General features: G+C 60.0%; 19 protein-coding genes. 11 read left to right on the plus strand and 8 right to left on the minus strand.

The window, feature by feature from the left end:
- The first annotated feature begins 205 nt into the window (after positions 1–205).
- From glnA to G5229_RS10910, 6 genes are all read left to right on the plus strand, one after another.
- On the plus strand, positions 206–1,615 hold the full coding sequence (glnA, locus tag G5229_RS10885; protein ID WP_005339672.1) for a glutamate--ammonia ligase: 1,410 nt from the start codon (positions 206–208) through the stop codon (positions 1,613–1,615).
- A 115-nt stretch (positions 1,616–1,730) separates the two neighbouring features.
- Positions 1,731–2,312: a DUF4124 domain-containing protein gene (locus tag G5229_RS10890; RefSeq protein ID WP_100647086.1), complete on the plus strand. Its 582-nt coding sequence runs from the start codon at positions 1,731–1,733 to the stop codon at positions 2,310–2,312.
- 80 nt (positions 2,313–2,392) lie between these two features.
- Positions 2,393–3,448, plus strand: a complete 1,056-nt coding sequence (gene glnL, locus G5229_RS10895) for a nitrogen regulation protein NR(II) (RefSeq protein WP_005356202.1) — start codon at positions 2,393–2,395, stop codon at positions 3,446–3,448.
- A gap of 9 nt (positions 3,449–3,457) precedes the next feature.
- Positions 3,458–4,876 (plus strand): nitrogen regulation protein NR(I), encoded by a 1,419-nt coding sequence (gene glnG / locus G5229_RS10900; RefSeq protein WP_005339666.1) that lies wholly within the window; start codon positions 3,458–3,460, stop codon positions 4,874–4,876.
- Positions 4,877–5,017: 141 nt separating this feature from the next.
- A complete protein-coding gene (add, locus tag G5229_RS10905; protein ID WP_236095642.1) occupies positions 5,018–6,019 on the plus strand; it encodes an adenosine deaminase in 1,002 nt (333 codons plus the stop codon).
- Positions 6,020–6,223: 204 nt separating this feature from the next.
- Complete coding sequence (locus G5229_RS10910; protein WP_421206314.1) at positions 6,224–6,520, plus strand: hypothetical protein; 297 nt, start codon at positions 6,224–6,226, stop codon at positions 6,518–6,520.
- A 66-nt stretch (positions 6,521–6,586) separates the two neighbouring features.
- Here G5229_RS10910 and rmuC read toward each other — a convergent pair whose 3' ends face one another.
- Both rmuC and G5229_RS10920 read right to left on the minus strand, forming a co-directional pair.
- Positions 6,587–7,927: a DNA recombination protein RmuC gene (gene rmuC, locus G5229_RS10915; RefSeq protein WP_421209098.1), complete on the minus strand. Its 1,341-nt coding sequence runs from the start codon at positions 7,925–7,927 to the stop codon at positions 6,587–6,589.
- Positions 7,924–8,139: a hypothetical protein gene (locus G5229_RS10920; RefSeq protein ID WP_033114762.1), complete on the minus strand. Its 216-nt coding sequence runs from the start codon at positions 8,137–8,139 to the stop codon at positions 7,924–7,926. The genes rmuC and G5229_RS10920 overlap by 4 nt, the downstream gene beginning before the upstream one ends.
- A 140-nt stretch (positions 8,140–8,279) precedes the next feature.
- On the opposite strand from G5229_RS10920, the gene G5229_RS10925 reads away from it, so the two are divergent.
- Positions 8,280–8,801 carry a ferredoxin-type protein NapF gene (locus G5229_RS10925; protein WP_216947716.1) on the plus strand — a complete coding sequence of 174 codons (522 nt, stop codon included), beginning with the start codon at positions 8,280–8,282 and terminating at the stop codon, positions 8,799–8,801.
- 68 nt (positions 8,802–8,869) lie between these two features.
- On the opposite strand, the gene G5229_RS10930 is transcribed toward G5229_RS10925, so the two are convergent.
- The 6 genes from G5229_RS10930 to G5229_RS10955 form a co-directional block, all read right to left on the minus strand.
- Entirely contained in the window at positions 8,870–9,322 is a 453-nt protein-coding gene (locus G5229_RS10930; RefSeq protein ID WP_005341983.1) for an Rrf2 family transcriptional regulator, read from the minus strand.
- A 356-nt stretch (positions 9,323–9,678) separates the two neighbouring features.
- Positions 9,679–10,518 carry a PfkB family carbohydrate kinase gene (locus G5229_RS10935; RefSeq protein ID WP_216952307.1) on the minus strand — a complete coding sequence of 280 codons (840 nt, stop codon included), beginning with the start codon at positions 10,516–10,518 and terminating at the stop codon, positions 9,679–9,681.
- A gap of 106 nt (positions 10,519–10,624) precedes the next feature.
- On the minus strand, positions 10,625–11,596 hold the full coding sequence (locus tag G5229_RS10940) for a LysR substrate-binding domain-containing protein (RefSeq protein ID WP_033114758.1): 972 nt from the start codon (positions 11,594–11,596) through the stop codon (positions 10,625–10,627).
- Between the two features lie 155 nt (positions 11,597–11,751).
- Positions 11,752–12,480, minus strand: a complete 729-nt coding sequence (locus tag G5229_RS10945; protein ID WP_421209099.1) for a glutamine amidotransferase-related protein — start codon at positions 12,478–12,480, stop codon at positions 11,752–11,754.
- Positions 12,481–12,566: 86 nt separating this feature from the next.
- A complete protein-coding gene (locus G5229_RS10950) occupies positions 12,567–14,063 on the minus strand; it encodes a CoA-acylating methylmalonate-semialdehyde dehydrogenase (protein ID WP_421209100.1) in 1,497 nt (498 codons plus the stop codon).
- Between the two features lie 82 nt (positions 14,064–14,145).
- Positions 14,146–15,477, minus strand: coding sequence for an aspartate aminotransferase family protein (locus tag G5229_RS10955; RefSeq protein ID WP_266135664.1), 1,332 nt, complete (start codon positions 15,475–15,477; stop codon positions 14,146–14,148).
- Positions 15,478–15,663: 186 nt separating this feature from the next.
- Between G5229_RS10955 and G5229_RS10960 the strand changes: the two genes are divergently transcribed.
- The 4 genes from G5229_RS10960 (at position 15,664) to rarD (ending at position 19,173) form a co-directional block, all read left to right on the plus strand.
- Positions 15,664–16,206 carry a cupin domain-containing protein gene (locus G5229_RS10960; protein WP_042012327.1) on the plus strand — a complete coding sequence of 181 codons (543 nt, stop codon included), beginning with the start codon at positions 15,664–15,666 and terminating at the stop codon, positions 16,204–16,206.
- Between the two features lie 125 nt (positions 16,207–16,331).
- A complete protein-coding gene (locus G5229_RS10965; RefSeq protein ID WP_421209101.1) occupies positions 16,332–17,828 on the plus strand; it encodes an aldehyde dehydrogenase in 1,497 nt (498 codons plus the stop codon).
- 125 nt (positions 17,829–17,953) lie between these two features.
- Positions 17,954–18,124: a hypothetical protein gene (locus tag G5229_RS10970; RefSeq protein WP_005341999.1), complete on the plus strand. Its 171-nt coding sequence runs from the start codon at positions 17,954–17,956 to the stop codon at positions 18,122–18,124.
- A gap of 125 nt (positions 18,125–18,249) precedes the next feature.
- On the plus strand, positions 18,250–19,173 hold the full coding sequence (gene rarD, locus G5229_RS10975; RefSeq protein WP_421209102.1) for an EamA family transporter RarD: 924 nt from the start codon (positions 18,250–18,252) through the stop codon (positions 19,171–19,173).
- Positions 19,174–19,273: the final 100 nt, after the last annotated feature.

Genomic DNA, 19,273 nt, shown 5'->3' on the forward strand with positions numbered 1-19,273 from the left:
GTATTTCGCGCACCATTACAGTGCACCAAAACGATCCACCATCGCACTAAATTGATGCAACGCGAGTCGAGATCGCCTGATTTTGGGGAGCCTCTTCAGCGAGATTGCCCTGAAATCAAGCTGTCACAAACTTGGCACGATACTGGCTTATGTGAATACGACGACGCATTCACCCAGAGAGTTTTAACACCGGAGGTTACTTAGCATGTCAGCCCAGAACGTTTTGGCCCTGATCCAGGAACACGAAGTCAAGTTTGTTGATCTGCGCTTTACCGACACCAAGGGTAAAGAGCAGCATGTATCCATCCCTGCTCACCAGGTTGATGAAGATTTCTTCGAAGACGGCAAGATGTTCGATGGTTCCTCCATCGGCGGCTGGAAGGGCATCAACGAATCCGACATGGTACTGATGCCGGACGCAGCCTCCGCCAAGCTGGACCCGTTCACCGAAGAGACCACCCTGAACATCGTTTGTGACGTACTGGAGCCTGCCACCATGCAGGGCTACGACCGCGATCCGCGCTCCATCGCCAAGCGTGCAGAAGATTTCCTGAAGTCCAGCGGCATCGCTGACACCGTGCTGTTCGGGCCGGAGCCGGAATTCTTCATGTTCGACAACATCACCTTCTCCAACACCATGGGCCACAGCTTCGTGAAAATCGAATCTGAAGAAGCCGCATGGAACTCCGGCACTGCCTATGAGCATGGCAACAAGGGTCACCGTCCGTTCGTGAAAGGCGGTTACTTCCCGGTTGCACCGGTCGACTCCTCCCAGGATATCCGTGCCGCCATGTGTCTGGTGCTGGAAGAGATGGGCCAGGTCGTTGAAGCTCACCACCACGAAGTGGCCACTGCCGGTCAGAACGAGATCGCTACCCGCTTCAACACTCTTACGCTGAAAGCAGATGAAGTGCAGGTACTGAAGTACGTGATCCACAACGTGGCCCACGCCTACAACAAGACCGTCACCTTCATGCCGAAACCCATGTTCGGTGACAACGGCTCCGGCATGCACTGCCACCAGTCTCTGGCCAAGAACGGCGTCAACCTGTTCGCCGGGGACCTGTATGGCGGTCTGTCCGAGATGGCGCTGCACTACATTGGCGGTATCATCAAGCACGCCAAGGCCATCAACGCCTTCGCCAACCCGACCACCAACTCCTACAAGCGTCTGGTTCCGGGTTATGAAGCACCGGTCATGCTGGCCTACTCTGCCCGCAACCGTTCTGCCTCCATCCGTATCCCGGTGGTACCGAGCCCGAAAGCTCGTCGTATCGAAGTGCGCTTCCCGGATCCGGCTGCCAACCCGTACCTGGCCTTCGCAGCCCAGCTGATGGCCGGTCTGGACGGTATCATCAACAAGATCCATCCGGGCGATGCCATGGACAAGAACTTGTACGACCTGCCGCCGGAAGAGGCTGCAGAAGTGCCGACCGTTGCTGGCTCTCTGGACGAAGCCCTGGCTGCTCTGGATGCTGACCGCGAGTTCCTGACCCGTGGCGGCGTGTTCAGCGATGACTTCATCAACTCCTATCTGGAACTGAAACAGCAGGATGTTGACCGTGTGCGCATGACCCCGCACCCGCTGGAGTTCGAACTGTACTACTCCGTCTAAGTCGCAGCAGACAGCCCATTTAGATTGGGGCAGCTTGCCGAATCGTGACAAAACCCGCCAGATGGCGGGTTTTTTCTCTGATAGGATTAAGCAAGATACCGTCAAGGAGAGATGGATGAACAAGATACATGGCATAGGAGCAATTACCCTCCTGTTACTGACCTCATTCAGTACTCATGCGGCCAAGGTCTACTCCTGGGTCGATGGCAATGGCATTACCCACTACACGGATGCCCCTCCTCCCGGCAAAAACGTAAAGGAGGTGGATCTGCGGGCTGCTCCCCTGCTGGGTAGCGCCCCCAGCTCGGTACAGGTAGACAACTTCAACAGCCTGACTGGCGCCGATGCCAAGAAGGAGCAGGAGGCGGCCAAACTGGTGATCGAGCTGCTCTCCCCTGAACAGGGCAGCACCCTGCGCGACAACACAGGCAATATCGTCTTTCAGGGTCAAATCAGCCCCAAACCGCCAACCCAGTATGATGTGCGCCTGACCCTGGATGGCAAGGCTGCCCCCATCGTCAGCAACAGCCTCTCTATCCGGGTCGAAAATGTCGATCGCGGTGCCCACGAAGCTCAGCTAGAACTGCTCGCCAAAGACGGTACGATCCTTGCTAAATCCACACCAGTCACCTTTTACCTGCATAGAGCGACCGTGACGCCGGCTCCCAAACCCACCCCCAAAGCCAACCAGGGGTGATATAGCGCACCGATGCGGGTAAACTCTATGCACCATATCGGTGCATAATAGGTGTGTAGCACCGTTTTAGGGAGAAACCTGTGCCAACCCGCTCGGACAACGCCAAAACACTCTTGGATAATTTGCTGACCGCCGTGATCCTGATGGATGAACGGCTCTGCATCCAATTCGTCAACCCGGCGGCTGAACAGCTGCTCTCCCTCAGTGAACGCCGGCTGATCGGCATCGAACTGCCTCATCTGCTGGAACATATCTCCCTCGATTTGCAACGGCTCAAGCAGTGCCTCGTTTCAGGGCAAGGCTTTACCGATAGCGAAGTGACTCTGGTGGTAGAGGGAGAACCGCGACTGGTGGAGCTGAGCGCCACCCCCATGGCCGACCACGAACAGCGCCTGCTGGTGGTGGAGCTGCGCAAGATCGACCAGCAGAAGAAGATCAGTCAGGAGCAGCAGCAACATGCCCAGCAGCTGGCGGCCAAGGAGCTGGTGCGCGGCCTGGCACACGAAATCAAGAATCCCCTCGGCGGCCTGCGTGGCGCGGCCCAGCTGCTGCAAAAAGAGCTGCCGGATCCGGCCCTGCGCGAATATACCGGCATCATCATCGAACAGGCTGACAGGCTGCGGGTACTGGTCGATCGGCTGCTCGGCCCCCAGCGCCCCGGCCGTCACCAGATGCACAATGTCCATTCGGTACTGGAACAGGTACGCCGACTGGTGGAGCTCGAACTCCCTCCCTCTGTTCGCATCGAGCGGGATTACGATCCCAGCATCCCCGAATTCGAGATGGAGCCGGATCAGCTGCAGCAGGCGTTTCTCAACATAGTGCGCAACGCCGCCGAAGCACTGGGGGATCAGACCGGGCTTATCCGTATCAAGACCCGCACCGCGTTCCAGATCACCATCCACGGCCAGCGTTACCGGCTGGCGGCGGAGATCAAGATCATCGACAACGGCCCCGGCATTCCCGATGCCATTCGCGACACCCTGTTCTACCCCATGATCACCGGCAAGGAGGGGGGAACCGGGCTCGGCCTCTCCATCGCCCAGAACCTGATCGACCAGCACAAGGGGCGGATTGACTGCATCAGCTGGCCGGGTCACACCGAATTCACCATTTTTCTACCGCTTCGCAAGTAAGGGAACCCCATGACCGCCAAAGTGTGGATCGTCGATGACGACAGTTCTATCCGCTGGGTGCTGGAGCGCACTCTCGGCAGCGAAGGCTTCAACTGCGAGAGCTTTGCCGATGGCGAAGCCCTGCTGCACGCCCTTGAGCTGCGATCGCCCGATGTCATCCTCTCCGATATCCGGATGCCCGGCATCGATGGTTTGAGCCTGCTGGAGCAGATCCACCGCCGTCAGGCCGATCTGCCCATCATCATCATGACCGCCCACTCGGATCTCGACAGCGCGGTCAACGCCTACCAGCGCGGCGCCTTCGAGTACCTGCCCAAACCGTTCGACATCGACGAAGCGGTGACCTTGGTGCGCCGCGCCGAGAATCATCTCAAGGAGCAGCGCACCAAGCGCAAGTCTCGTCAGCAAGAGGCCACCGCCACTCCCGAAATCATCGGTGAGGCACCGGCGATGCAGGAGGTGTTCCGCGCGATCGGCCGCCTGTCACGCTCCAGCATCTCGGTGCTGATCAACGGTCAGAGCGGTACCGGCAAGGAGCTGGTCGCCCACGCCCTGCACAAGCACAGCCCGCGCGCCCACAAGAACTTTATCGCCCTCAACATGGCGGCTATCCCGAAAGATCTCATCGAATCCGAGCTGTTCGGTCACGAGAAGGGGGCCTTCACCGGCGCCAACAACATCCGCCACGGCCGCTTCGAGCAGGCCGACGGTGGCACCCTGTTTCTCGACGAGATCGGTGACATGCCGCTGGATGTGCAGACTCGGCTGCTGCGGGTCTTGGCCGATGGCCAGTTCTACCGGGTCGGTGGCCACCAGCCGGTGCAGGTGGATGTACGGATCATCGCCGCCACCCACCAGAATCTGGAGAAACGGGTCGCCGATGGCGAGTTTCGCGAGGATCTGTTCCACCGTCTCAACGTCATCCGCATCCACATCCCCGCCCTCAAGGAGCGCCGTGAGGACATCCCCCAGCTGGCACGTCACTTCCTGCTGCGCGCCGCCAAAGAGCTGAACGTCGAGGCCAAGAGCCTGCACCCGGATACCCAGGCCTATATCAGCCGCCTGCCCTGGCCGGGCAACGTGCGCCAGCTGGAAAACGTCTGCCGCTGGCTCACCGTGATGGCCTCGGGGCAAGAAGTGCTGGTCGGCGACCTGCCTGCCGAGCTGCTCACCCCCATCACCCACAACGCCGAACCGGGCCAACCGGCGTTGCCCGGTTGCTGGCAGCAACAGTTGCAAGAGTGGGTGGCCAGCAAGTTGGCGCTGGGAGAGACAGACATCCTGGCCGATGCTATGCCCCAGTTCGAGCGGATCATGCTGGAGACAGCGCTGGAGCACACCCATGGCCACAAGCAGGAGGCCGCCCGCCTGCTTGGCTGGGGTCGCAACACCCTGACCCGCAAGCTGAAGGAACTCGATCTCTCCTGAGTCCTGGGGAAAAACGATTCCCATCACGCCTTGATAAATCACCGACCAATAAGACCCCGTTTGCCAGCAAACGGGGTATCTTTTTTGAAAGCCCCGCCTAGAATGGCAGGCTTTCAAACCCGACTCGAAGAAGGCGCCATCATGATTGACAGATCTCTCCCCCTGACCGACCTGCACCGCCATCTGGACGGCAACATCCGCCCGCAAACCATCCTCGAGCTGGGTCGCCAACACAATATTCAGCTGCCCGCCTTCGAGCTGGAGGCGCTGCGCCCCCACGTACAGATCGTCGAGAACGAGCCGAGCCTGGTCGCCTTCCTGAAGAAGCTGGACTGGGGTGTTGCCGTGCTGGCCGACTATGATGCCTGCCGCCGGGTCGCCTACGAGAACGTGGAAGATCTGCTGCGCGCCGGTATCGACTATGCCGAACTGCGTTTCAGTCCGGCCTATATGGCGATGGCCCACAAGCTGCACCCGCAGGGCGTGGTAGAAGCCATCATCGACGGCGTGGCCGCGGGCAGCCGCGATTTCGGTATCAAGACCAACCTGATCGGCATCATGAGCCGCACCTTCGGCACCGAGCAGTGCAATCGGGAGCTGGCCGCCTGTCTGGCCCACCGCGACAAGCTGGTCGCCATCGATCTGGCCGGTGACGAGCTGGGTTTCCCGGGGGAACTCTTTGTCGATCACTTCCGTCAGGTGCGCGATGCAGGCATGCGCGTCACCGTACACGCAGGTGAAGCCGCTGGCCCCGAGAGCATGTGGCAAGCCATTCGCGAGCTGGGCGCCGAGCGTATCGGCCACGGCGTCAAAGCGATTCAGGATCCGGCCCTGATGGCCTATCTGGCCGAGCACCGCATCGGCATCGAATCCTGCCTCACCTCCAACGTCCAGACCACCACAGTGGCGAGCCTGACCGAACACCCGATCCGCCAGTTCCTGGCCGCTGGCGTGCTGGCTTGCCTCAACACCGACGATCCGGCGGTGGAAGGGATCGACCTGCCCCACGAATATGAAGTGGCCGCTCCGGCCGCCGGCATGACCGCGAGCGAAATCCGCACCGCCCAGCAGAACGGCCTGACCCTGGCCTTCCTGAGCGATAGCGAGAAAGCCGAGCTGAGCGCCCGCGCCGCCAGCCGCTGATCCACACCGGCACTGCAAATAGAAACGGCCCACTTCGGTGGGCCGTTTCTATTTGCCTGTTACATGGTCAGACATAAAACCAAAAGCCTCACATGACGAATTCGCCAATGAAAAACCATTATAAACAATGAGTTGAGCAATACTCCAAACTCCCTCATTCTAATTGCGTAACCGTGAGGTTACTTCTTACAAAGAGGGTTTTTGATGGATATTACACCAGATATTGTTGGGCACTTCCGCGCTTCGTTTTTCGGTCAATTCGGTAAGGAAGATACATACCCTACCGAGAAAGTTATCTTCGCCTTGCAAGAAGCGAGCTATGAGACAGGGGGTAGCCGTTGGGGGGAATATGGATCGCAGACATTAAAACAACGAGGGATGTTTTATCTCGCAGCTCATATATTGACTCAACCAACCAGTGCAGTTCTAAAAACAACCAGCTTTGGCCAGCAATACCAAAAACTCAGAAGACGAGTGGGAATGGGAGCCATCGCCTGTTAACAAAGTTAAATGGCAAAAGGCCCAAACCGGGGTTGGACCTTTTGCGGATGGCGATGCAGGGAAAAACTACTCCCGCTCCTTGTCGCGTTCCAGCGCGCGCTCAACTAGCGGCTCGGGTAGGCTCTTTGTTACCTCCACCCCCAGCTCGCGGAAACGCTCGACCTGCGCAATCAGGTTGCCACGGCCGTTGACCAGCCGTCCCATCGCCTTGTCGTAGCTCTCCTGCGCCTTGTGCAGGCTGCCGCCCATCTGCTGCATCTCCTCGACAAACAGCCGCAGCTTCTCGTAGAGGCGACCGGCCCGTTCGGCAATCTGGCGGGCATTCTGGTTCTGCCGCTCGTAGCGCCACAGGTTTTCGATGGTGCGCAGAGCCACCATGAGATTGGTGGGGCTCACCAGCAGGATATTGTTGTCGAGACCGTAACGCACCAGCGAGGGATCGGCCTCCATCGCGGTGAGGAAGGCGGGCTCCACCGCCACGAACATCAGCACATAGTCGAGGGTGCGCACCCCGGGCAACTGCTGATAATCCTTGCGGCCCAGCTCGCGGATGTGGTTGCGCACCGAGGCGACGTGCTCCTTGAGCGCCACAGCCTTCTCCAGCTCGTCCCCGGCGTTATACCAGCGCTCGTAGGCGGTCAGCGACACCTTGGCGTCGATGATGATGTCTTTTTCCTGCGGCAGGTGGACAATCACATCGGGCTGGTAGCGCTTGCCCTTCTCCACCTCGATATTGACCTGGGTGTGGTACTCGTGGCCCTCGCGCAGGCCGCATTCGCTGAGGATCCGCGCCAACACCACTTCCCCCCAATTGCCCTGTTGCTTGCTGTCGCCCTTGAGGGCGCGGGTCAGCGCCGCCGCCTCCTCGGTCATGCGGGCATTGAGCTCGGCGAGGCGCTCCAGCTCGAACTTGAGGCTGTGGCGCTGGGCCGTCTCCTGGGCGTGGGTCTCCCCCACCTGACGACGAAAGCCCTCGAGCTGCTCCTTGAGTGGCGTGAGCAGCAGATCGAGGCTGTTCTGGTTGAGTTCACGGAAGTTGCCGGAGTTTTGCTCGAAGATCCGGTTGGCAAGGTTCTCGAACTGCTGGCTGAGGCGCTGCTCCGCCTCCTGTTGCAGTTGCAGCTTCTCGGCGGCAGCCAGCCGCTCGCTGCGCAGGGTCGCTTCCGCATCCTTGAGTCGGGCGGTGAGTTTGATGAGCAGGGTCTGCTGCTGATCCAGCTTCTGCTGGCCCTGCATGCGCTCATCCTGCAACTCGTCGAAGCGATCCTGCAACGCTTGATGCCGCTCCTGCGCCAGCATCAGCTCCTGAGCCTGTGCCGTGGCGGCCCGTCGCCCGATCAGCCAGCCAAGCCCGAGGGCCAGCACGGCGGCTGGCAGCAGGATGACCCAGAGCCCGGGCTCGATCATTTACGGCTCCGCTGGCGCAGGAAGAGTTCGAGATAGCGGTTGGCCAGCAGCCAGAGCAGCACGTAGATGAGGTAGGCGGCGAGCACCACCCACTTGTGGCTGTTAACCCCGGTATCGAGCTCGACGAACTCGATGCCCTTGATGCGGCAGTAGCCCCACATCAGCAGGGGAAAGATATAGAGCAGGGACGAACGCCAGAGAAAAAGCCACATATGTTTTCATTCAACCACGTAAAAAGACCCGCCTAGCTTACACAAGGGCAACTGCGCTTGCGATCCTGACGGCCGCTATTCTCTGGCCTGCTTCCCGAAACTTCGATAAAATTAACCCCTAATAGGTATAAGGGGCGAGCATGACTCACTATTTCCTCCGTTGGCTGACACAAGGTTGGCAAGCTTCCCGCAAGCCCGCAGTGGTTTGCCATGAAGCGCGCCCGCCATGGGCCATCGAGGAGTCCCAGTACCTCTCCCTCTGCAGCCGCTGTGGCGAGTGTTTCAAGGCCTGCCCGCGCGGTCTGCTCAAACCGGCCACCCAGGAGGAGTACGAGGGGAGCCCCATCGCCGGTACGCCGGTACTCGATCTCGCCTGTGGCCAGTGCAGCTACTGCGGCAGCTGCGCCAGAGCCTGTCCCACCGGCGCCCTCGACCTGCAGCTGGGTCGTCAGGTGCAGACCCGGGTGCAGATTGAAGAGAGCTGTCAGGCACGGCAGGGCTTCTACTGCCTGCTCTGTGAAGATGCCTGTCCCCAGCAGGCGATCAAGGCCACAGCCGACGGTATCAACGTCAATATGGATGCCTGCAATGGCTGCGGTGCCTGCGGCCTAGCCTGTCTGCACGGCGCCATCACCCTGATCCGCCAGCCGGGCAGTCGTTAAAACCACCTGCGTACAAAAGCAAAAGGGGCCATCAGGCCCCTTCTATATCTGTTCTTGTTTTCTACCAGTCAGGCCATCGCCAGAATGGACTCCTGCTCAATGCCCAGCAGGTGACAGAGACGGGTCGGGTCGCGCACCGCATCAGCCAGGGTGTACTCACCCAGCACTTCGAGGAAGGCGTTCATGGCGCGGCGCAAAATGCCCTGAATGCGGCAGCCACCGGAGAGACGGCAGTTCTCGCGCTTGCAGTCGACCGGACAGAGCACGTGCTCCATGTCCATCACCACATCGCGCAGGTTGATGGAGACCGCGGAGCGACCGAGGCGGATACCGCCATGCTTGCCACGCACCGTCTCGATGTACCCCTTGATGCCGAGCTGGTGCACTATCTTGACCACGTGGTTGCGAGAGATGCCGAAGGTATCGGCCACTTCGGTAATGGTCGACAGGCGATCGCCCGGCTGCACCGCCAGGAAGGTCAGGGTACGCAGGGCGTAGTCGGTAAATCGTGTCAGTTGCATGGTCGCACTTGCCTCTTACTACAAGCCAGGAATCAGGACGACAACATTGAGCTAAGAGGCAGGAGACAACCGGTTTGCCTCTGTTCGCCATTGGTTCGCCATTGGTTCGCCAGAGGGTGGGCCTGTCTCTTAATCTGAGTTGCGGAGTCACAGGTTAAGAGCAGCACAACCGGGTGTCGATGAAGATGCACATAAATCGACACTTTCTTTGATTGATCGCAAACTTGCCGGGTTAGCCGGGCGTTTGCCCGCTTTATGGCGGGTAAATCTCCCGAATAGTCCCCCTCGTCAAGCCCCTTCGACCAGCAGTCATATGGCCTGCGAACCGCCCCTCAATCGACCAGTAGAGAGGTGGTTCAGTGGGGCTGTTTCAGCCAGTTTTTCAGCGCGACCGAGGGGATGGAACTCTCGGAGGCGACGGCAAACGCGCCCCAGTCCACCGCACACTGCAACGCATCCTTGATCGCCATGCCTCGTGCCAGACCATGGATCAATCCGCCAGCGAAAGCATCCCCTGCCCCCGTGGTATCAACCACTGAAACCGGCCGGGCGGCGACCCTGATCTGCTCCTCGCCATGGATGGCCACTGCGCCCGCCTTGCCTTCGGTCAACACCAACCATTCGAGCTGATCCCCCGCCAACTGGCGGGCATGTTGCCAGGGGTCGCTCACCTCGCCGAGATCGGAGCGGGAGGCCACCAGCACATGGCAGGGACGGCGCGCTTGGCCGCCCTTGGGATACTGGGCCACCACGAAGCTCTTGCCGAGCATCTGGCGCATGTAGCTGATGATGGCGGTGCCGGGATAGTTCACGTAGAGGCAGTCGATCCCCTCCTGTGGCAGATCACCGGGCAGATCGGGACGACGGGGACGGCGAAGTATGGTGCGCTCGCCGGTGGAGTCAACTAGGATCAGCAACTCGCCGGTCTCGCCGCCAAAGCGCTCCACATGGCTGCAATCCAGCCCGTAACCGGCCGCCTGCTCCAGCAGCCAGTCGCCGGTCTCGTCCAGCCCGATGCGTGAGGCAATGGTCACCTCGTGACCCGCCCACACCAGCCCGATGCCGGTATTGGCGGCACCACCTCCCAGCCTGCGTCCCTGATCCACGTATTGCAGCCGGGCCCCCGCCACCAGCGGCTCGGAGAGGGAGAGCACATGATCACAGTTGAGATTGGCAAGCAGCAGAATACGGGACATAGAGACCTCGGACGATGGATATAGCCCAAAAGAGACAGGCTGAACCCCGAGTAGAGCCCAGCCTGACAGAAGAGACAACCGGCAGCGATCGGGAATCCGATCAGGATCAATAGATGGGCAGCTCCACCCCGGCCAGCAGCTCGTCGATGCGCGCCTGGGTCGGCTGCTGCATCACGCTCTGGATCACCTCCTTGGTGAGGTGGGGCGAGAAGGAGCTGATGAAGTCATACATGTAGTTCTGCAGCAGGATGCTCTTGCTGAAGCAGATCTGGGCCGGGCAGGGCTTGAACAGGTGCTCCAGATTGATTGAGACCAGCCCGGGGCTGTCGGTGTCGTTGGCCACCAGCGAGGAGATGATGCCGATGCCAAAGCCCAGCTCCACATAGCGCTTGATCACTCCGGCATCCATTACCGTCATGTAGTAGCTCGGGGTCAGCCCCGCCGCCTGAAACACCTCGTCCTGCACCTGCCGACCGGTGGCACCGCTCTCGTAACTGAGGATGGGGTAGTGGCAGAGCTGCTCCAGCGTCGGCTTCTTCACCTTGGCCAGCGGGTGATCCTGCGGCACCACCAGCGAGAGGGTCCAAAGGTAGGCGGGCAACGCGATCAGCTCCTTGTCGAAGCCAATTTCGTGGGCAACGATGGAGAAATCGGAGTAACCCTTGCTGATCTGCTCCTTGCTCGCCGACATCACCGGATGGAGGTGGAACGAGATCTTGGGGTACTTCTTGGTGAAGTAGGTAACCGATTTGGGCAGCAGATAGCGGGCGATGGTGTGGGTAGTGTGGATGTTGAGGGTGCCAACGGTCGGATCCAGATACTCGCGGGAGATCGCCTTGATCTTGCTCTCGATGTTGAGCATCGCCTCGGCACACTTGATGATCTCCTCGCCTACCGGGGTAATGCGGTGCAGATGCTTGCCACGGCGCTCGAAGATCCGCACTCCCAGCTCGCTCTCCAACAGGCCAATCTGCTTGCTGACCCCGGGCTGGCTGGTATAGAGCGCATCGGACGCCACCGAGACGTTGAGGTTGTGGTCCCGGATCGCGATCAAGTACTTCAATTGCTGTAGTTTCAAGGCTTCACCCTCTCAAGCTGGTGCGGCGATCACGCCAGACAAACAGGCCGCCACAAAGGGCGGCCAGTGTATCATCCGATCCCGACATCGCAGCGCTTGATCCTTCATTTTGCTACAAAATCTAGCACCCGAAGGGGGTCGCTGACAAACCGGGCTCAGGCCGCGCCAGCCCGCAGCGGCAGGATCCCCAAAAACTGCAGCAACCACTGCATCATGGTGGTCGAATCCACCTCCCCCTCCAGCGAGGAGAGGCTGCTCTGGTAACGCTCGTCGGGCAGCAGGCCACGGCGCCGTTCGATCAGCGCCCGGTTGTACTCCACAGAGAACTCGGGGTGCCCCTGAATGGCCACTATGTTGTCCCCCTGCAGGAACATGAAGTTGGGACAAAAATCGTTGCCCGCCAGCCGGGTTGCTCCGGGTGGCAGCAACGCCACCTGATCCTGATGGCTCGCCAGAATGCGGATATGATCCCGCGCCGGCGCCATCCAGGGGGCATCTTCCAGCATGGGGTGAACCGACACCCCCAGCCCCCACCCCTTGGTTGATTTCACCACTTCGCCACCGAGCGCCTGAGCGATCACCTGATGGCCGAAACAGATCCCGGCCAGCTTGACGTCGGCATCATGGGCATGGCGGATCCAGCCACGCAGTGCCTGGATCCAGGGGATATCGCTGTAGGCATCGTGGCGTGAACCTGTGATGAGCCAGGCATCGCACTCATGCATATCCTCCGGCAACTCGCCATCGATGGCTGACCAGACCCGAAACTCCAGCTCGGGTGCCAGCGGCTGAAACCCCCTGATAAACATCTCGGAGTAGACGGGGCCAAAACGATCCGCCAGATCGGGATCCAGCCGGTCACAATCGAGAATTCCCAATCGCATCTGTTGCTCCTTTACAGAAGTGCCCCCGCAGACCAGCGATCTGCGGGGGCAAGAGAATCAAATCATGGTGGTGAGCCTTTGGCTCATCACTTCATGGTTGGCATGGAGAACTCGGCACCACTGCGCAGGCTCTGGGGCCAGCGCGCCGTGACCGTCTTCATCCGGGTATAAAAGCGAACCCCGTCCGGCCCGTGCATGTTGAGCGGCCCGAAGATGGAGCGCTTCCAGCCGCCAAAGCTGTGAAACGCCATCGGCACCGGAATGGGAACGTTCACCCCTACCATACCGACCTGCACCCGCGCCGTGAAGTCCCGCGCGGTGTCGCCGTCACAGGTAAAGATGGCGGTACCGTTGCCGTACTCGTGCTCGTTGATGAGCCGCAGTGCCGTCTCGTAGTCCGGCACCCGCACGATGGAGAGCACAGGGCCGAAGATCTCCTCGCGATAGATGCGCATCTCGGGGGTCACCTCGTCAAACAGGCAGCCACCGATAAAGTAACCCTCGTCGTGGCTCAGCGTGCGACCATCGACCCGCAGCGTGGCCCCTTCGGCCACCCCCTGATCCACGTAGCCGCGCACCTTGGCCAGATGTTCCTTGCTGATGAGCGGCCCCATCTCGTTTTCCGGGCTCTGGCCCAGCCCCGGGCCCACCCGCAGCTTCTCAACGAGCGGTTTCAGTTTGGCTACCAAGGCATCGGCGGTCTCGTCACCCACTACCACGGCTACCGAAATGGCCATGCAGCGCTCGCCCGCGGCCCCATAAGCGGCCCCCATCAGGGCAGAGACCGCCTGATCGAGATCCGCATCCGGCATCACCACCATGTGATTCTTGGCGCCGCCCAACGCCTGCACCCGTTTGCCGTGGGCCGAGGCGGTGGCATAGATGTACTGGGCGATAGGGGTGGAACCGACAAACGACACGGCACCTACTCGCGGGTCGGTCAGCAGCACATCCACCACCTCCTTGTCACCGTTCACCACGTTGAGCACGCCGTCCGGCAGACCGGCCTCCTTGAGCAGCTCGGCCATCCGCAGCGAGAGAGAGGGATCCTTCTCGGAGGGTTTGAGAATAAAGGTGTTGCCGCAGGCGATGGCGACCGGGAACATCCAGAGCGGCACCATGGCCGGGAAGTTGAACGGGGTGATACCGGCGCAGACCCCGACCGGCTGCATCATGGAGTAGCTGTCCACCCCACGGCCGACGTTGAGGGAGTGCTCCCCCTTGAGCAGATGGGGAATGCCGCAGGCAAACTCCACCACCTCCAACCCTCGGGTCAACTCACCCTGCGCATCGGAGAAGACCTTGCCGTGTTCGCGGCTGATGAGCTGGGCAAGCTCGTCCCTGTGCTGCTCCATCAACTCTTTGAAGCGGAAAAAGACCCGAGCCCGCACCAGCGGCGGGGTTTGCGACCAGTCGGCAAAGGCACGCTCGGCGATGGCGATCGCCTCCTGACACTCGGCGGCGCTGGAAAGCCCGACGCTCCCCTGCTGCTTGCCGCAGGCTGGGTTGAAGATGGCGCCCTGGCGCTCGCTACGACTCTCCTGCGGCTGGCCGTTGATGAAGTTGCTGACCCTGTATGTCATGTATCCTCCGTGATAACTGATGTGGTAAATGCGCTGAGCAAATCAACGCAAGGCCCCGCAGTGCGGGGCCATCAAATATGGGTTAGGGTTGTGCCTGCAGGGCATCCTGCAGCAGGGTGAAGAGATCGTCGATCTGGCTGCGCTCGATGATAAGGGGTGGCGACAGGGCGATGATGTCGCCGGTCACCCGGATCAGAGCCCCCTTCTCGAAGCAGCGGACAAACACCTCATAGGCGCGCTTGCCCGGCGCATCCGGCATCGATTCCAGCTCGATACCCGCCACCAGCCCGTAGTTGCGCACATCCTTCACATGCTTGCAGCCCTTCAGCGAATGGGCCGCCTCCTCCCAGTAGCCCGCCAGATCGGTGGCACGGCTGAGCAGGTTCTCGTTGCGATAGATCTCGAGGGTCGCGAGCCCCGCAGCAGCAGCCACCGGATGACCAGAATAGGTGTAGCCGTGGAACAGCTCGATGGCCCCCTTGCCTGCCGCCATCATGTCGTCATAAATGTGCTTCTGCACCAGTACAGCTCCCATGGGGATAGCGCCGTTGGTGAGCCCCTTGGCGCAGGTGATCATGTCGGGGATGACATCGAACTCCTGTGCGGCAAAGGGGGAGCCAAGACGACCGAAACCGGTGATCACCTCGTCAAAAATCAGCAGGATGCCGTGTTTGGTACAGATCTCCCGCAGCCGCTTGAGATAGCCTTTCGGCGGCATCAGCACGCCGGTACTGCCAGCGATGGGCTCGACGATCACCGCCGCGATATTGCTGGCATCGTGCAGAAAGACGATCTTTTCCAGCTCGTCGGCCAGCGCCACATCCTCCTCGGGCAGTCCTTTGGTGAAGGCATTCTTGGCGATATTGAGGGTATGGGGTAGATGATCCACCCCGGTCAGCAGGGATCCAAACCACTTGCGATTGCCAGGAATGCCCCCCACCGAGATGCCGCCAAAGCCAACCCCGTGATAACCCCGCTCGCGACCAATCAGCCGGGTGCGGGTGCCCTGACCGCGAGCCCGCTGCCAGGCCAACGCGATTTTGAGTGCGGTATCGACCGACTCTGAGCCGGAGTTGGTATAGAAGACATGGCCAAAGCCCTGGGGAGCGATCTCCACCAGCCGGTTGGCCAGCTCGAACGGCAAGGGGTGGCCCATCTGGAAAGTGGGGGCGAAATCGAGGTGGGAAATCTGCTGGGAGACCGCCTCGGCAATCTCGCGCCGACCATGGCCCGCGTTGCAACACCAGAGTCCGGCAGTGCCATCCAGTATCTTGCGGCCATCCTCTGAGTGATAATACATCCCCTCCGCCGACTTCAGGATGCGCGGCGCCGCCTTGAACTGCTGGTTGGCGGTGAACGGCATCCAGAAGGCGGACATGTCGGAGGGGGTATTGATGTCGCTGATCGGTTTCATGGTCACCTCATCCTTAAGGTGTTTAGCAACTATTGGCTATTGCCCATTAAATTAAACACCTGAATCCATAAAAAAGGGCTCATTATCGCCCTGTCTGATGCCACCCCTAGCTAGATGACTCTACAGGGTGGTATAAGATATTTAACACAAATTTAATAATAGTAAACAGTCAAGGAGTGTCTATCGATGGATATCGGTCACCGTCTCAAGGCGGTTCGCACCAAGGCGGCCCTCTCCCAGCGCGAGCTGGCCAAACGCTCGGGCGTGACCAACGGATTCATCTCCCAGATCGAAAAGAATCAGGTGAGCCCGTCAGTTGCCTCCCTGCGCAAGGTGCTGGAAGGGATCCCCATGTCACTGGCCAGCTTCTTTACTGACGAGACCGAAATGGACTCCGAAGTGATCTTTCGCGCCGCCGATATGCCGGATCTCGGCACTCACCCCATCAGCTACCGGCTGGTGGGCCACAGCCGTGCCAACCGTGCCATCGGCATGTTGCAGGAGGTGCTGCCACCGGGCGCCGACACTGGCGACGACATGCTGAGCCACGAGGGTGAAGAGTGCGGCATCGTCATCAAGGGCGAGGTTGAAGTGACCGTGGGTGAGCAGATCTACCTGCTGACACCGGGGGACGGCTACTACTTCGACAGCCGCACTCCTCACCGTTTTCGCAATGTGGGCGAGCAGGAGTGCGTATTGATTTCGGCCAATACCCCCGCCAGTTTCTAACAGGGTGATAAGGGGTCAGCCAGCCGCCAATGTTTAATGAATTGTTACAAAATGGATTTACAAGTGGCAGGATGTTTAGCATATTGATACGCGGACAATGACTTTTGCCGGTTCAAGGAGTGAACATGAGTGACCTGACCCTGGCCCAGTGGCAACACAAGGCCGCCCATCTGACCCTGCCCTCACAAGCCTTTATCAACGGTAGCTATCGGGATGCCGTCGATGGTGCCACCTTCGACTGTATCAACCCGGCCAACGGCAAGCTGCTGACCAGGGTAGCAGCCTGCGATGCCGCCGATGCCGAGCTGGCGGTACAGGCCGCGCGTGATGCCTTCAACGACAAGCGCTGGAGCGGCCTGCCGCCGAAACAGCGCAAGCTGATCATGCAGCGCTTCGCCGAACTGATGCGTCTCAACAAGGTGGAGCTGGCACTGCTGGAGTCGCTGGACATGGGCAAGCCCATCGGCGATGCCATGGGCTACGATGCTCCTGCCGCCGCCAACTGCATCGCCTGGAACGCCGAAGCGATCGACAAGATCTACGATCAGGTCGCGCCGGTCGAGGAATCCGCCCTGGCGCTGGTGACCCGGGAACCGCTCGGAGTCGTTGCCGCCATCGTGCCGTGGAACTTCCCGCTGGTGATGGCCTGCTGGAAGCTGGGGCCGGCGCTCGCTACCGGCAACTCGGTCATTCTCAAACCTTCCGAAAAGTCCCCCCTGACCGCCTTGCGTATCGCAGGTCTGGCCAAAGAGGCAGGCATTCCTGACGGCGTGTTCAACGTACTCCCGGGCTTTGGCCATACCGTGGGCGAGGCGCTGGCCATGCACATGGATGTGGATTGCATCACCTTCACCGGATCCACCAAAATCGGCAAGCATCTGGTGGAGTGCTCCGGCAAGTCGAACCTCAAGCGCGCCTTTATGGAGTGCGGCGGCAAGAGCCCCAACATCATACTGGCAGATGCGCCGGACCTGGACGCCGCGGCCAAGAGCGCCGCTGGCGCCATCTTCTACAACCAGGGCGAGGTGTGTACCGCCGCCTCTCGCCTGCTGGTGCAAAACAGCATCAAGCCGCAATTTATGGAGCGACTGCTGGCCCATGCCCGCGAGTGGATCTCAGCCAACCCGCTCGACCCTGCGACCCGCATCGGCGCCATGGTGGATCACATCCAGATGGAGCAGGTGCTGCGCTATGTCGAGATTGGCAAGCAGGAGGGAGCCAAGCTACTGCTGGGAGGCAAACGCACCAATCTTGAGAGCGGCGGCTTCTATATCGAGCCCACCATCTTCGACGAGGTGACACCCGAGATGCGGATCTTCCGCGAGGAGATTTTCGGCCCTGTGCTGGCAGTGACCGGTTTCGACACGCTCGAAGAGGCCATTGCTCTGGGCAACGACACCGACTACGGGCTGGCGGCGGCGATCTGGACCGCGGATCTCAACAAGGCGGTGAAGGGTTCCCGCGCCCTGCGTGCTGGCACCGTATTCGTCAACAACTGGGATGGCGGCGACATGACCATGCCGTTTGGTGGCTTCAAGCAGTCTGGTAACGGTCGTGACAAGTCGCTGCACGCGCTGGAGAAGTACACCGAGCTGAAAAGTACCTGGATCCAGCTCGAATAAAGGTATATATAGCCATCATCATCAGCAATGGGGGAGAAATCCCCCCTTTTGCATTTTGGTCTTCCATCAGGCGGCACAATCGATATAATCATCAAATAAGCAAACCATTAAATATAAAGACAAAAATGCTATTTTTTCTGGGAAGCGTACTTTTTCTGGTGATCGGGTTGCCCCTGCTGTTTTTCGTGCTGGGGCACGGCGAGGCCTACGTGACCTGGGGCCCCTGGATCTCCGCCATCGCCCTGATGTTGTGGCTGTTGATGGACGTCGACAAGATCCGTCGCGGTAAAGGCTGACCTGCCAGCCACACTCCTCCTATCCCTCAAACTTCGTTTATTCGCTTCTTTCCCCGCAAAAGGATCGCTACACTGATTTTTTGCGATGTTTTCCCGCATCCAACGCTTCAGTAAAGGTCATCCGCATGCCGCAACAGATCCAGCGTCAGGGCGTCATCTACGCCCTGTGCGCCTATACCCTTTGGGGCATAGCCCCCATCTATTTCAAGACCATCTCTGCCGTCCCGGCCGCTGAAATTCTGACCCACAGGATGATCTGGTCCTGCGTGCTGCTGATGGTGCTCACCCTGGCTGGCCGCCAGTGGCACAAGGTGCAGGCAGTGCTGCGTCAGCCAAAAGTGCTGCTCACCCTAGCTTTTACCTCGGTCACCGTTGGCGGCAACTGGCTGCTGTTTATCTGGGCCATCAACAACGGCCACATGCTGGATGCCAGCCTCGGCTACTACATCAACCCGCTGTTCAACGTGCTGCTGGGGATGGTGTTTCTGAGCGAGAAACTGCGCCGCCTGCAGTGGTGGGCGGTGGCGCTGGCCTTTGCCGGGGTGGCGATCCAGCTTATCGCCTTTGGCTCCCTGCCCTGGATTGCACTGGTGTTGGCATCGAGCTTCGCCATCTATGGCCTGGTGCGCAAAAAACTGGCCCTCGATGCACTTACCGGTCTGCTGATCGAAACCATGATCATGCTGCCACCGGCAGCAATCTATCTGTGGGGCATTGCCGACAGCCCCACCAGCCATCTCACCCAGAACGACTGGCACCTCAACCTGCTGCTGATCGCTGCTGGCGCCGTCACCACAGCCCCTCTGCTCTGCTTCACCGCCGCCGCGACACGGCTCAAGCTCTCCACCCTGGGCTTCTTCCAGTACATAGGCCCCAGCCTGATGTTCATCCTCGCTGTCACTCTCTACGGCGAGGAGCTGGCAATGGACAAGGCTCTTACTTTCGCCTGTATCTGGAGCGCGCTGCTGATCTTCACGCTGGATGGGCTGCGCAACGGCAAGCGTCCTGCTGCAACGAGCAATATAAAGCCTTCAAAATCAAATCAGTAGCTAACAAAGTCATCAGAAGCGATATGCCATTTTCTCGCCCCCTGACCTGTTAAACCGGTAGCCTTGGACTCAATGTGGGAATAGGATCCGCACTCCCTAT

This window comes from Aeromonas sp. 602396 (assembly GCF_049173735.1).
Taxonomy (GTDB): Bacteria; Pseudomonadota; Gammaproteobacteria; order Enterobacterales; family Aeromonadaceae; genus Aeromonas; species Aeromonas veronii_A.

Coding starts and splice junctions, on each gene's coding strand:
- glnA (WP_005339672.1), top strand. CDS start 206: ATGTCAGCCCAGAACGTTTTGGCCCTGATCCAGGAACACGAAGTCAAG.
- G5229_RS10890 (WP_100647086.1), top strand. CDS start 1,731: ATGAACAAGATACATGGCATAGGAGCAATTACCCTCCTGTTACTGACC.
- glnG (WP_005339666.1), top strand. CDS start 3,458: ATGACCGCCAAAGTGTGGATCGTCGATGACGACAGTTCTATCCGCTGG.
- add (WP_236095642.1), top strand. CDS start 5,018: ATGATTGACAGATCTCTCCCCCTGACCGACCTGCACCGCCATCTGGAC.
- G5229_RS10910 (WP_421206314.1), top strand. CDS start 6,224: ATGGATATTACACCAGATATTGTTGGGCACTTCCGCGCTTCGTTTTTC.
- rmuC (WP_421209098.1), bottom strand. CDS start 7,927: ATGATCGAGCCCGGGCTCTGGGTCATCCTGCTGCCAGCCGCCGTGCTG.
- G5229_RS10920 (WP_033114762.1), bottom strand. CDS start 8,139: ATGTGGCTTTTTCTCTGGCGTTCGTCCCTGCTCTATATCTTTCCCCTG.
- G5229_RS10925 (WP_216947716.1), top strand. CDS start 8,280: ATGACTCACTATTTCCTCCGTTGGCTGACACAAGGTTGGCAAGCTTCC.
- G5229_RS10930 (WP_005341983.1), bottom strand. CDS start 9,322: ATGCAACTGACACGATTTACCGACTACGCCCTGCGTACCCTGACCTTC.
- G5229_RS10935 (WP_216952307.1), bottom strand. CDS start 10,518: ATGTCCCGTATTCTGCTGCTTGCCAATCTCAACTGTGATCATGTGCTC.
- G5229_RS10945 (WP_421209099.1), bottom strand. CDS start 12,480: ATGCGATTGGGAATTCTCGATTGTGACCGGCTGGATCCCGATCTGGCG.
- G5229_RS10950 (WP_421209100.1), bottom strand. CDS start 14,063: ATGACATACAGGGTCAGCAACTTCATCAACGGCCAGCCGCAGGAGAGT.
- G5229_RS10955 (WP_266135664.1), bottom strand. CDS start 15,477: ATGAAACCGATCAGCGACATCAATACCCCCTCCGACATGTCCGCCTTC.
- G5229_RS10960 (WP_042012327.1), top strand. CDS start 15,664: ATGGATATCGGTCACCGTCTCAAGGCGGTTCGCACCAAGGCGGCCCTC.
- G5229_RS10965 (WP_421209101.1), top strand. CDS start 16,332: ATGAGTGACCTGACCCTGGCCCAGTGGCAACACAAGGCCGCCCATCTG.
- G5229_RS10970 (WP_005341999.1), top strand. CDS start 17,954: ATGCTATTTTTTCTGGGAAGCGTACTTTTTCTGGTGATCGGGTTGCCC.
- rarD (WP_421209102.1), top strand. CDS start 18,250: ATGCCGCAACAGATCCAGCGTCAGGGCGTCATCTACGCCCTGTGCGCC.